This window comes from Bdellovibrio sp. CKG001 (genome assembly GCF_055397465.1).
Window position 1 is genome coordinate 924594 of the sequence record NZ_AP029173.1, and the last position, 12347, is coordinate 936940.

At 50.3% G+C, this 12347-nt stretch carries 16 protein-coding genes; 8 read left to right on the forward strand and 8 right to left on the reverse strand.

The window, feature by feature from the left end; all coding sequences use genetic code 11:
* Window positions 1-10: 10 nt before the first annotated feature.
* The 6 genes from ACZ50P_RS04585 to nrdR form a co-directional block, all read right to left on the reverse strand.
* A complete protein-coding gene (locus ACZ50P_RS04585) occupies window positions 11-823 on the reverse strand; it encodes a hypothetical protein (protein WP_464133803.1) in 813 nt (270 codons plus the stop codon).
* A gap of 70 nt (window positions 824-893) precedes the next feature.
* Complete coding sequence (locus ACZ50P_RS04590; RefSeq protein ID WP_347357236.1) at window positions 894-1736, reverse strand: pyruvate, water dikinase regulatory protein; 843 nt, start codon at window positions 1734-1736, stop codon at window positions 894-896.
* Window positions 1736-2290, reverse strand: a complete 555-nt coding sequence (locus tag ACZ50P_RS04595) for a GTP cyclohydrolase (protein ID WP_464117925.1) — start codon at window positions 2288-2290, stop codon at window positions 1736-1738. Before ACZ50P_RS04595 ends, ACZ50P_RS04590 begins: the two co-directional genes overlap by 1 nt.
* A gap of 46 nt (window positions 2291-2336) precedes the next feature.
* Entirely contained in the window at window positions 2337-2789 is a 453-nt protein-coding gene (locus ACZ50P_RS04600; protein ID WP_464133805.1) for a hypothetical protein, read from the reverse strand.
* A complete protein-coding gene (gene nusB / locus ACZ50P_RS04605) occupies window positions 2789-3196 on the reverse strand; it encodes a transcription antitermination factor NusB (protein WP_464117922.1) in 408 nt (135 codons plus the stop codon). Before nusB ends, ACZ50P_RS04600 begins: the two co-directional genes overlap by 1 nt.
* Window positions 3135-3719: a transcriptional regulator NrdR gene (nrdR, locus tag ACZ50P_RS04610; protein WP_011163623.1), complete on the reverse strand. Its 585-nt coding sequence runs from the start codon at window positions 3717-3719 to the stop codon at window positions 3135-3137. Before nrdR ends, nusB begins: the two co-directional genes overlap by 62 nt.
* Window positions 3720-3867: 148 nt before the next feature.
* Between nrdR and ACZ50P_RS04615 the strand changes: the two genes are divergently transcribed.
* From ACZ50P_RS04615 to ACZ50P_RS04630, 4 genes are all read left to right on the forward strand, one after another.
* Window positions 3868-4497, forward strand: coding sequence for an acyloxyacyl hydrolase (locus ACZ50P_RS04615; RefSeq protein WP_464133807.1), 630 nt, complete (start codon window positions 3868-3870; stop codon window positions 4495-4497).
* The gene (locus tag ACZ50P_RS04620) at window positions 4494-5684 is read left to right on the forward strand and encodes an RsmB/NOP family class I SAM-dependent RNA methyltransferase (RefSeq protein ID WP_464133808.1); all 1191 of its coding nucleotides are present in this window, start codon (window positions 4494-4496) and stop codon (window positions 5682-5684) included. Before ACZ50P_RS04615 ends, ACZ50P_RS04620 begins: the two co-directional genes overlap by 4 nt.
* A 62-nt stretch (window positions 5685-5746) precedes the next feature.
* Window positions 5747-6295, forward strand: coding sequence for a hypothetical protein (locus ACZ50P_RS04625; RefSeq protein WP_464133811.1), 549 nt, complete (start codon window positions 5747-5749; stop codon window positions 6293-6295).
* A gap of 99 nt (window positions 6296-6394) precedes the next feature.
* On the forward strand, window positions 6395-7135 hold the full coding sequence (locus tag ACZ50P_RS04630; protein ID WP_464117918.1) for a hypothetical protein: 741 nt from the start codon (window positions 6395-6397) through the stop codon (window positions 7133-7135).
* A gap of 185 nt (window positions 7136-7320) precedes the next feature.
* On the opposite strand, the gene ACZ50P_RS04635 is transcribed toward ACZ50P_RS04630, so the two are convergent.
* Window positions 7321-8076 carry a hypothetical protein gene (locus ACZ50P_RS04635; RefSeq protein ID WP_464133813.1) on the reverse strand — a complete coding sequence of 252 codons (756 nt, stop codon included), beginning with the start codon at window positions 8074-8076 and terminating at the stop codon, window positions 7321-7323.
* A gap of 128 nt (window positions 8077-8204) precedes the next feature.
* Here ACZ50P_RS04635 and lgt point away from each other — a divergent pair, with 128 nt between their 5' ends.
* From lgt to ACZ50P_RS04650, 3 genes are all read left to right on the forward strand, one after another.
* The gene (gene lgt, locus ACZ50P_RS04640; protein ID WP_464133816.1) at window positions 8205-9263 is read left to right on the forward strand and encodes a prolipoprotein diacylglyceryl transferase; all 1059 of its coding nucleotides are present in this window, start codon (window positions 8205-8207) and stop codon (window positions 9261-9263) included.
* 58 nt (window positions 9264-9321) lie between these two features.
* Window positions 9322-9804: a GyrI-like domain-containing protein gene (locus ACZ50P_RS04645; RefSeq protein ID WP_464117913.1), complete on the forward strand. Its 483-nt coding sequence runs from the start codon at window positions 9322-9324 to the stop codon at window positions 9802-9804.
* 62 nt (window positions 9805-9866) lie between these two features.
* The gene (locus tag ACZ50P_RS04650) at window positions 9867-10484 is read left to right on the forward strand and encodes a hypothetical protein (protein ID WP_464133818.1); all 618 of its coding nucleotides are present in this window, start codon (window positions 9867-9869) and stop codon (window positions 10482-10484) included.
* A 52-nt stretch (window positions 10485-10536) separates the two neighbouring features.
* Here ACZ50P_RS04650 and hisS read toward each other — a convergent pair whose 3' ends face one another.
* Window positions 10537-11787, reverse strand: a complete 1251-nt coding sequence (gene hisS, locus ACZ50P_RS04655) for a histidine--tRNA ligase (RefSeq protein WP_464133819.1) — start codon at window positions 11785-11787, stop codon at window positions 10537-10539.
* A gap of 101 nt (window positions 11788-11888) precedes the next feature.
* Between hisS and ACZ50P_RS04660 the strand changes: the two genes are divergently transcribed.
* Window positions 11889-12338, forward strand: a complete 450-nt coding sequence (locus ACZ50P_RS04660; protein WP_464117908.1) for a DUF3299 domain-containing protein — start codon at window positions 11889-11891, stop codon at window positions 12336-12338.
* Window positions 12339-12347: the final 9 nt, after the last annotated feature.

Consider the following 12347-nt stretch of genomic DNA (forward strand, 5'->3'; position numbering starts at 1 on the left):
GAATCAGAGACTACCATCCGCCGTCGGAAGGATCATATTCCAGATCGTAAAGACTGATATCAAAGTAATAGACCCGGCCGTGGGCGCGATAGGCAAAACAACCTTTTTTATTCGCGCTCAGATTAAAGCCAGCCCCCCACCAGAAATATCCCTTCACCTCACTGGCCGTATTGGCGGCGCTGGCTGGGTTTTGCACAAGAGACATTTCCGCTTGGGTGTGATTTTCGCCCACCAGGTTTCGTGTTCTATGGCGGTGACGAACTCTCGGATCGGGAAGAACCTGATTATTTTCATCAAGCATCTTGAGCTGTTCTGCCGTGTGATACAGGAACTTGATCTGACCGTCGCGGAAAACCTCTTCATAGAACCGGGACATCGCCTGCACAGGGAAGCGATCGTACTTCTCCTGCATTAACTTCTCGGGAATCAAAAGATGGGAATGTCCCATGTCCGGAAAGAACACAGCATCAACCACATCCAACTGAAGGCCTTTTTCTATGTGGCGAGCCACTGTTTGCACAAAGGATTCGTCCACCACGACATCTCCGCCTCGGTCAGCATAATAGGGCAGGCGGATTGTTTGTGTCGTTGAATCGAAATAGGCGTTCCTGGAAAGTCTTTTCGGAGACTCATACATTTCTGTAAATTTGAGCAGCATTTCCGGCAGCTCATAGCCCCACTTGAAGTCTTTGGTGTAAAGGGGGTTGACACTGGGGGTACAACGAGCGGCGATCGCGGCCCGAGTATTGAGTTCTGCACTCTGTGCCTGAACCTGAAGTGTCCCAAAAAGAGACAGAACTACTAATGAGATCAGCTTTTTCACTTCATCCTCCTGCCTTGCTGGAGGAATCTCTCCGCAGGTCAACTTAATGGCAGCAAGAAGTACGCCATTCCTAGAAAATCACGCTGTCGGGAAGTCCCAGACGGGCGGCGATGATGCGCACAATTTCGCTGGCCGTTTCTTCCAAGGCGCGTTCGGTGACGTTAAACACCGGCCAGCGCCGATTCACCTTAAAGATCTTCTCGGCGTATTCGATTTCTTTGGCGATATGAGACATTGAAGCGTAAGATCCGCCGGGATCTTGGCCGAACTTTTCCAATCGACTTTTGCGAATTCTTTGCAGGGAATCCATATCGATGATCAAACCCACGATCCGGCGCTGATCAATTTTGAAAAGCTCTTCCGGCAGGGGGGTGTCCAGAACCAGCGGCACGTTGGCGACCTTCCAGCCCTTGTGGCTAAGGAAGATCGACAGCGGAGTTTTGCTGGTGCGGGAAATTCCGACCAGCACGATGTCGGCTTTGTCCAGCTCTGCAAACGTTTTTCCGTCATCGTGTTTCACCGTGTATTCAATCGCCTCAATGCGTTTGAAGTATCTTTCATCCACCGCACGCAAAGCGCCCACGGCGTCTTCGGAATGTTGTCCAAAGAACGTGTCCAGGGTGGAAAGCAAAGGTCCCAGAAGGTCAAAGTAAGGGATGCCTTTGCCAGAAGCCATTTCCCGGATCTTGGCGCGCAGGCCTTGGCTGGCCACCGTGTAGGCCAGCATTCCGCGGCGCTCAAAGCATTCTTCGATCACGGCTTCGGCCTGGGCTTCGGTGCGCACATTTTTACAGCGGATGATGTTGACGTCTTTGGTGGTGTACTGAACCAGAGCCGCACGGATCATGGTGGCGGCAGTTTCACCGGTACTGTCTGAAAGAATATAGATCGTGTAGGTTTGAGAGTCCGTCATTAGTCAGCAAGTCCATTGATCAGAGCTGTGCGAACATTTTCGATATGCTCTTTCAGCCAAAGATCGGCCATTCCCGAAAACAGTAAAAACGCAAAGTCAGGGCTGGCCTTGATCAGCAGGCAGGACGTTTTGTTTTCCGGATCCAGATGCTGCAGTTGCAGTTTGCTAAGCATTTGTTCGGAGTTGGTGGTCAAAACCGAAAGCATATTCATCGGTGGCAGGCGCAGAACGGCTTTGGAGTTGTTTTTTAAAAGCTGAGTGGCCCCTTTATGGAAATAAGCTTGAGCCTTCCATTGAGCATCGTTGTTTTCCAGAAGAACTCCGGCATCAAACAACATCGCCAGTCGGGAAAACACCACAATCGCACGGTCGATATGATCCTCTGGAAGCCCCAGGGAAAGACCGCGCACCAAGGACAGATCTCGGGATGGCTCAAAGTGGGCTGTACGTTCGCTGGCTTCAACCTTCGCCTCAAAATCATTATCCAGAACGGATTCCAAACGCTTCTGTAGGTTGGTGATTTTTGACACGATTGTTTGCGACAGTTTTTCCATGACGTTCTCCCACGCTGATCATTTTATTCTGGGGAGAAACACGCACTTAATCAAGTACGACAGTGAAATCCTGTGCAGGGTGGTGGGCTTGCCAGGCAATCTGCAGGTTCCCGGTACTTTGTCCAGGTGGCAGGAAAATGCGCAAGGTCGGCTCTTTCAGGTTTTTCCAGATGCCGAACACTTCCGCCGTCCAGGCGGCAAGATCCCCGTTCCACGGAAGAACCACGACCCACTTATTGGGCAGCAGTTTTTCAGAGGCGATCATCAAAGGGGCCGAAGATGTGGCAGGTTGAAACGGAGATTCCAGTTCTGCCTCTTGCACAACAGTTTCCACAAACGCGGGAATGGCCGGAGTGTGATGGCGCGAAGATTTGCAAACTTGAAAATTCAGATACCAGTCCAGCTTGGCGGTCCAAGGTGACTTTTCCAGATCAGGCACAATCCACAGGTCGGAACCTGGGTTCAGTGCGCTGGCCTGGGAAAGTACGCTGAGTGCCATTAGCGAGCCTTACCGACTTGATCCAGAAGACCGTTGACGAAGCTGCCGGAATCCGATGTGCCATATTTCTTGGCAATTTCCACGGCTTCATTGATGACGATGTTTTCTTTGATCGGATCTGCGGCGAATCGCATTTCATAAACTGCGATGCGCAGAATGTTGCGATCAATTGTGGCCATGCGTTCGACCTTCCAGTGAGCACTGGAGGCTTGAATTTTGGAATCAATGGCGGCTTTCTGCGACTGCACACCGGTCACAAGTTGATCGGCGTAGGAAATCACTTCGGGGTCAAGACTCTGCTCAAACACTTCAAGGAAGGTTTGGTAGCTGATCTGCGGAGCAAACTCAGTTTGAAAGAGGACCTGGAGGGCGAGTTCGCGGGCTTGGCGTCTTGCTGTCAGTTTCATGGTTCGTACTTTTCTCGCTTTCAACAAATGTCATAGCGGTGAGGCTTAATTGTGGATTACTTGCGTCGACAAAATCAAGAAGCTCGGCGTCTTCCAGGGTCTCCACAAATTCCTGAACGTCTTTGAAAGTTCTGTATACACTTGCAAAGCGAATATAGGCAACGTCATCCAGTTGTTTTAGTTCCGCCATGACTTTTTTCCCGATCAGACGGGAAGAGATCTCGGATTCACCGCGGTTGATCACCCAGGCAGAGATCTTTTCCACCACGGCATCAATCTGCGCCAGACTGACCGGGCGCTTTTGACAGGAAGCTTGCAGGCCTTTCAGGATCTTTTCTTTGCTGAACGGTTCACGGCGTCCATCTTTTTTGATGATGAACGGGAAAGCCAGCATGATGGTTTCTACTGTTGAAAAACGAGCCTTGCACTCGAGGCATTCGCGACGGCGGCGAATGCTGCCATCTTTCTGCACTCGGGTATCCAAAACTCTGTCATCAGCATGTCCGCAAAATGGGCATTTCATAGTCTTTAGTCCCGTCTCAAAAGCTAGCCGGAGATTAGGGAGCCGACCGTCTTGAGTCAACGGGTCCAGTGGCTTTGCCTATGTGCGTTATAGACCTTCCGTGGCGGGCTAAAAGCTGGATAGAATAGAGGGCAGAATTGAGGTGCGTGTGAAGACTTTTCTATCGTTGATTTTGCCCTTGTTTGTCGCTTCTGTGGCCACAGCTCAAAATTCCCAGCCTGTCGTTGGACGTGAGGCGGCGGCCAAGTACTTCCAGCCCCGTGATCCGGCTGAGTCCTATGGAGACTCGGTGCGAGCGGCTTCTGATCATTACCTGGCTTTGCACTTCGGCCGCTATATGGCATCGCAATCCTATGACTGGGGTAAAAATGGTCAGGAGGACGATGCGGGGAAAAATCAGTTTGGCGTCACTTACCGAGTGGGTGAGTGGTACAACTCCATGGATCTGGCACTGCGCCTGGATTATTCAGAATTTGAGCTGGCCGATGAAAATCCGACGAAATTATCCTTCCTGCCTTTGATCACCTTCCCTGATGCGTCCTCACGTTTTCCGCTTTATTTCGGTGCGGGGCTGGGGCTGGGTGTGTTCTTTAAACAGGCCTCTGGAAAATCTGCACTGTCTTTGGACTATCAGTTGATCGCAGGCGCTCGTTTCTTTGATATCTTTGAAAATACTGGATTCTTCATCGAAGCTGGTTTAAAAAACCACCTTCTTATTCTGTCCTCCGGGCAGTTCAACGGAACCTTTTTGGCCACTGGCCTGGTATTTACATTTTGAAAATTCATAAGCACCTCGTATCCGAAATCGTTACTGCCCTTGATGAAGTCTTTGAACAGGGCTTCTATGCAGACAAAGTTATTCAGCGTCACCTGAAGGCGAACACGCGCTGGGGTTCCCGCGACCGTCGTTTCTTTGCCGAATCCGTCTACGAAATCGTGCGCTGGGAACGTCTGCTCAGTCACATGGCTGATGACAATGATCTTTGGAAGGTCTGGGGCGCTTACTGGATTCGTCAGGGAAATGAGCTTCCTGACTGGGAAGAGCTGCAGGGGTTGAACCCGGCCGAAGTGATTGCGCGTGAAAAGAATGTGTCTTCTTTTGCCGTGGCTCAGTCGATCCCGGACTGGATGCACGCACGTGGACAGCAGGAGTTGGGCGACGAGTGGAAAGACGCCATGCGCGCTCTGAATAAGCCCGCTGAAGTTTATTTGCGCACCAACACCTTGAAAACGACTCCGGATGAACTGATCAAAACGCTCGAGACCGCTGGTATCAACGCCACGAAAGTTTCTCCGGATCTGCCGAATGCTTTGCGATTGGTGGAACGTAAAAACGTATTCATCACCGAGCCTTTTAAGAAGGGTTTGTTTGAGGTTCAGGATGCGGCTTCTCAGATGGTCGCACCTTTGTTGGGAGTTGAACCCGGCCACCGTGTGATTGATGCGTGTGCGGGTGCGGGTGGAAAAAGCCTGCATCTGGCTTCGATGATGAAGAACAAGGGCAAGATCATCTCTCTGGATATTCATGAGTGGAAGCTGCAAGAACTCAAAGTCCGCGCGCGCCGTGACGGGGTGGATATCATCGAAACGCGTTTGATTGATTCCAACAAGGTGATCAAACGACTGTACGATACTGCCGATCGCCTGCTTTTGGATGTGCCTTGTTCAGGGATGGGTGTTTTGCGCCGCAACCCTGACAGCAAGTGGAAGCTGAGCAATGAAGAGATCGACCGCCTGCACGGTTTGCAGTACGAGATCCTGACAGGTTATTGCAAGATGACCAAAAAAGGCGGGCAGATGGTTTACGCGACCTGCAGTCTGTTCCCGAGCGAAAATGAAAAGCAGATTGAAAAGTTCATGAGCGAACACGGAGCCGACTGGACTTTGCTCAAGCAGATTCATGTGCGCCCGGATAAAGAGGGCTATGACGGCTTCTATGCCGCCCTTCTTCAGCGTAACAAATAACCGGACCCTCCTGGACCCTGACTGGCCTTGGGGTCCTAATCAATTCTTCCGATAGAAAAGCTGTGAGACTATTGTTGCCGCTGCTTTTTTTGTTCGTATCAAGCACCGCCCATGCCGGCTTTTTGCTGGAAGTGGGGGGGACCTATATGGGGGACACCCTTTCCACCTCTGAAACTCAAACCTCAACGAAGTATTTTTATAATCTCGGGGCGCTTTTCAGTCTGAAAAAGAATATCTGGGGTGGGTGGAACTACTCGGGCATTTCTCATACGGACAAGGACACGGCGACCACGACCTACAGTTCTACTGACACGGGACCTTATCTGAAGTGGCAGTTCGGGCGCAATCAGCTTTACAGCCTGAGCATGGCCTACAATATTCTGAGCAAGGGCAAGTTTTCCGATGGGACCACCACAGAAGAGTGGACGGGGACCAGCATGTGGTTTCAGTTCGGTGTCATGCCAGAAGTGCGCGAAGGCTTCCATTTGGGGGCATCACTGAATTACTATTTAGCCACTTACTCGAAGAAGACTGTTTCTGGAGTGGAATCGAACGATTCGAACTCGAAATCCTGGATTTTCCCTATGCTTACGCTCACTAAGCAGTGGTAACGCAATGCAGAAGATTAAATAGTTAGCAGTTGGGCTTTTTCGTTTGAAAGCTCGTATTTGCCTTGATATGACCCCTGCCAACGAAACAAGGGGGTCCAAATGATTCGTTCTCTAATCGCAGCGGCGTTGACACTGGGTATGGCGTCTTCCGCTTTTGCTACTGATAAAGCTTACTTCGAAATCAAAAAAGTCACAGTTCGTGACGTGACTGAGCAGTATCCGCAGATGGATACGTTTGCCAAAGGTGCAAACGGTTTGTCTCAGGATTGCAACTCTCAACGTCCATTGCGCGTGAAATTCACTGGCGAAAGCGATATCGCGAACGAAGTGAATCCATTGAATGCAATTGAGTTGATCGTGGATCAAATCATCAACATCGGTAAAAAAATCTTCGCAGTTATCAACGCAGGTAAATCTGTTGTTAACTTGAAAATGGACACTGCCAATGCTCTTCCTGCTGGTTTGACTTGCTGGTCTGACCTTCATGGCTGGAATGTTCCTCAGTCCAAAGTTTACAATGTAGTTTATGAAAACGGCTTCGGCATGGCTGTTGTCGATTTCTCTTACCGTGTAACTTACACTGCCGGTGGTTCTGCTGATGGCGTTGGTAAATACATCACAAACGCGACATTCATGCCTGCAAACCTTTCTGTTGCTTGGGGCTTCAACTTCGACGCAACAGCCGTGATCCCTTCTGTATTCAACACAGGTACAAAACGTGATCCTGTAGCTGGTATGCAAATGAACATGGAGTGGAAAGCCACTTCTCCAATGGCCTACGAGCAAGCGACTGAGTCGTACTTCGTAAGCGGCGAAAACAAATTGATCCAGTTGGATTAAAACCGTGAAAAAGGCCCGTCTGACTTCGTGTTAAGGGCTCCTGCCCTTAACCCTTCGGGCTGCGCGCAAAACTAGCATCCTGCTAGTTTTGTGTCGGGCCATCCGGGCCTCCGATACGCAAAAAACCCTCCGCCTTGCATACGAACCTTTTTGACGGTTTTCTGCTTGGGGAGGGTTTCGTCTTCTTAGAAGAAGATCTTGATTCCTGACCTGATCCCTGTGCGATCGGTGACTGTGTCATCCGTCGCGGCAGGGATTTTTGTTTTCTGGCTCTCCTTAAACCAGCTTCCGAAGATCCGGACGGCTTTAAAGTCTATAAAAAGCCCGGCTTCGGCCCGATTTCCTTCGACATCCCCCAAATCATCCGTGGAGGTGGGAAGGAAATAACGATATTTTCCGTCGATTCCGAAATACTTGGTTAGATACACCTGCAGTGAAACCTGCCCAAACTGCTGGGACAGGCGGTCTCCGGTGCCTTCGCGTGTGCGCAGACCGTAATGGATAGTAAAAGCGGTGTTTTGGATCGAGTTCCCCAGCAGGCGGATGTTGAGCATTCCACCGAGGTCGCTGAAGTTTTCTTCCGTGTTGTTTTCATATTCGCCGGTCAGGCCGACAAACTGGGCATAGGCGGAAACCTCACCGCTGTACGAGACGTGAGATTCGCTCGTGCCTGAACCTTCCACTTCCGTTTTGAAAGAGTTGTAGGTGCCTCCCAGAGCGAACTCATAGGGGGAGGGTGAGTTGACCGACAGCCACATGTCCATCATGCGGTTGCGGTTTTTGGTCTCCATCCACTCAGACAGAGACCAGCGGCCCTTTTCCCGGGCGGCGGCTCGCTTGGTGAAATCAATCCCGCTGCCCCAGCGGCTGGCACTTTGTGCCTCGGCCAGAGACACGGTCAAAATAATGCAGAGTAGAAGCACAGATGAAAACCTAGACATACCCCTATTTTCTCGCTTTTATGGTCCCAGGTCCATAGAGCGTCTCAAATCAGGTAGATCACGATGTCGTGAGTGCATCACTTTGCGACGTGGACTAAGAATTAGTTTTACAAAAAGAAGGATATCCTGTGGTTCATGATTTCGATCCCTTTGCATTAAGAATTTCCGGAGACTTTGGCGTTCGCTGGTATGGTCTGTCGTACATGATGGGTTTTATCTGCGCCTATCTGCTGATCACCTGGTTGGTGCGCAGACAGCGTGCAGGCATGACAGCGCAAATGGTGGGCGATTTTATCACCTACGCCGCCATCGGAACCCTGGTGGGCGGTCGTTTGGGTTATGTCTTGTTCTATGGCCCGGATCTGTTTTTGAAATTCAAAGCAACCTTCCCGTACTGGGGTGTCCTGGCGGTGAACGAAGGTGGGATGGCCAGCCACGGTGGTATAATCGGTATCGTGATCGCTTGTTGGTTGTATGCACGCAAGTACTCCGTGAACACTCTTTATCTCTTTGACCTAGTGGCTGTCAGCGGTCCGGTCGGTGTGTTCTTCGGTCGTATCGCGAATTTCATCAACGGTGAGCTGGTGGGTCGTCCTTGCGATCCGACTTATCCTTTGGCAGTGAAGTTTCCGCAGGACATCACAAGCTGGCCCTCTCAGGAAGCCGGCAAGTTGTCCGAGCTGGTTCCGGTTGTTGAGAAAATCGGCGTGGGCCGCGAGCAGTGGTTGGAACTCGTCGATAAATTCCGCTTCGACATGGGCGCGCGTGATCAGCTTTATTCCATTTTGAATAAGGTGATCGAGTCCATTCAGGATGGCAACACGGCGGCCAAAGAGGCGATTGCACCGTTGCTGACCCCCCGTTATCCATCGCAACTGTTCGCCGCAGTGGGCGAGGGGCTGGTGATCTTCCTGTTCTTGTTCTTCTTGTGGAGAAAGCCTCGCAAGCCCGGCTTCATTGCGGCTTGCTTTATCCTGATTTACGCGGTGGTGCGTGTAGTGGATGAACACTTCCGTATGCCAGATGCACACATCGGATTCCAGGCTTTGGGGCTGACCCGCGGTCAGTGGTTGAGCTTGGTGATGTTTGTCGTTGGTTTGATCATGATGTTTGTCTGGACGCGAGCAAGTTCTTTGAAGATCTCCGGCTGGAGTAAGGGACACTCGATCAAGTTGAATCGCAAGTAAAAGCATCAAAGCCACCTCCCGGTGGCTTTTTTGTTTCTGAAATAAACGAGGTAATGCAGTGAAATCTGTCATGATGGAAAAGAACGATATTATGATTGTGGGCATTGAAGTGCGTACCAGCAACCAGGCGGAAATGAACGGGGCGGGTAGGATTGGTGCTCATTGGCAGAGGTTTTTTCAGGAAAATGTAGCGGGACAGATCGTTAACGCCGTTTCGGATGACGTCTTTGCGATTTATACGGATTATGAAAGTGATGTGAATGGCGAATACTCGTTTGTGCTTGGGAAGCAGGTCGGCTCATTCGCGGACGTTCCTGCAGGATTGGTGTCAAAGGTTCTGCCAGCTTCCAGGTATTCCGTATTCACCACCCCGAAAGGTCCGATGCCGAACGTGGTGATCGAGGCATGGCAGCATATTTGGAGCTTGTCAGCCACGCAGTTGGGTGGCGAGCGTGCTTATCGTGCGGACTTTGAAGTGTACGATCACAGAAGTGCTGATCCGGGCAACACGCAGATAGAGATCTTTATTTCAGTAAAATAGCTCAACAGAGTCTTTTCACGACCGACCTTTCGCGGTAGCCTTTTTGAGAAGGAGAAATCACCATGATCGTCAGACTTGTCATGTCCGTGTTGTTGTTGGGATGGCTTTCGTTGAGTCCGTCAAAGGCTTGGGCTTTGGATTTTGACAAGGACGAGGGGATGTCCCGGGAAACTCTGGTGGCCTCTTTGAAAAAGAACACTCGTCTGAATCAGGAACAGATTGATCAGTTGGTTTTGACCTTGCAACAGCAATTCAAGGTTGATTCGGATCAGAAGATTCCCATCAAAGGTTATCTTTATGCGCATGGCATGAACGGGGCTCTTTTGATGGATCACGACGTGTGGACCTTTGATGCTGCGTTTCTGGTGCCAGGAACTGACGAAGTGGTGCGGATCCCTGAGATGTATTTGTGTGACTTCAAAAACGGCGGACTCAAGTTTGAGATTGCGTACAAGTGGATGTTCAGCTTCATTCCCAGCGGGGTGAATATCAGCGAACTCAATGGCGCGGTTTATGGCCGGGGGGTCGGCGTCGTCGCGGAGGCTTTTCTGGGACTTGAGGGTTCTTGGTTGCCAGCTCAGAACAGGGTGAATGATTTGTTTCACGTCGCGGTGAAGCTGGGGTTTGGTGGGGGAATCATCTTCCCGAAAATGGAATTCAAACTGCGAAATATCAAGTAAGAAAGAATCAAAAAAACCCGCTTTTCAAAGCGGGTTTTTTCTTTCGTAGGATTTAAATGGAAAACGGAAAGGTCTTCAGTTCCTCGCGGGAAATTTCTTTTTGTTCCCCGGTGGCGAAGTTCTTCACCGTCACAGTTTTATTTGTGACTTCGTTGCCTCCCAAAATCAAAGCATAGTGGGCACCGGCTTTGTTGGCCTTTTGCATTTTCTTACCCATTTTGCCGGACAGGAAGTTTTCAGCTTTCAGGCCGCGGCTGCGGATTTCATGGGCGACTTTCACGCTTTCATCCTCACCCTGGTCATCCGCGCCAATCACAGCCACCAGAACCTCGGGCTTCACCGCCAGCTCTTTAGGAACTAGATCGGCCAAACGGTCGATGCCCGCAGCCCATCCCACACCCGGAGTTTTCGGCCCACCCATGGTTTCAATCAAACCATCGTAACGACCCCCTGCCAAAACAGTCCCCTGCGCGCCCAGTTTGGACGTGGTGAACTCAAAAACGGTGTGGCAGTAATAGTCCAGACCGCGCACAAGGTGATTGTTCACCTTGTAAGGGATGCCGAGCTTTTCAATACCCGCCAGAACCTTTTTGAAGAAGTCCTGAGAAGTCTGATTCAAGGATTGTTCAAGTTTCGGGGCATTGGCGTTTAGTTTTTTATCGCCCTCGTCTTTGGAGTCCAAAATGCGCAGAGGATTTTTCTCCAGACGCATTTTGCTATCCTCGGAAAGTTGATCCTTGTGAGTTGTAAAGTATTGAACAAGGGTGTCGCGGTAAGCCGCGCGGCTTTCGGCGTCACCCAGCGTATTGATTTCCAGTGTGCAGTCCTCGGAAATGCCGATTTGTTTCAGCAGATCCCACGCCAGGGCAATGCACTCCACGTCGGCCAATGGGGATTCGTAACCTAAACACTCCGCGCCCAATTGGTAAAATTGGCGATAACGTCCTTTTTGTGGTCGCTCATAACGAAACATCGGGCCGGAATAATAGAACTTCAAAGGAAGATTCTGCATCATGCCTTCAGAGATAAAAGAGCGAGCCACACCAGCAGTGCCCTCGGGACGCAGGGTCAATTTCTCTCCACCACGATCTGTAAAATCATACGTCTCTTTATTAACAACATCAGAGGTTTCGCCCAAAGTGCGGTGAAAAACGTCAGAAAACTCGAAAATTGGGGTTTCGATCTCGCCGTAGCCGTACAGAAGTGCCTTTTTATAGGCGGATTCTTCGACAAATCGGAAAAGAAGGTTGTCTTCAGGAAGAAGATCTCGAGTGCCGCGGACACTTTGAATTTTGCTGCTCATAAAATTGGCCCTTTTTTGACTAACAAGTACTCGTTATAGCAGAGGCTCGGGCGCTGCGCAAAGCTATTGCATTTAATGGGGGCAGAGTCTTTAATGGAAATATGAAGAAGTGGGTTTTAGCAGGAATTTTCATTTTGGTGGCCGTGACAGCCGCAGTTGTTTATCAGCTGGCAGGCTCTGGTGGAGCTGTTTTAAACGGTGTCGAAGTGGATTGGCGGTTGCTCGGTGAAATGGATTATATCACCGGGAATTCTTCTTCAGAGTTGAAGGCACTGGATGGGAAAACGGTGAAAATTCCGGGTTTCATGGTTCCTTTGGAGGACAATCAAAAAGAAGTGGTGGAGTTTCTGCTGGTGCCAAGTCCTCAAGCCTGTATTCACGTGCCGCCACCTCCTCCGAATCAAATGGTCTATGTGAAAATGAAAAAGGGAACCGATGCGGCCATTGGCCCGATTTGGGTTCACGGAACTTTGAATCTAGTCACTAAGAAATCTATGTATGGGGATGCGTCCTTCGAGCTGATCGGAGAGGCCATCGAACCGTATAAATAAAAACCCTCA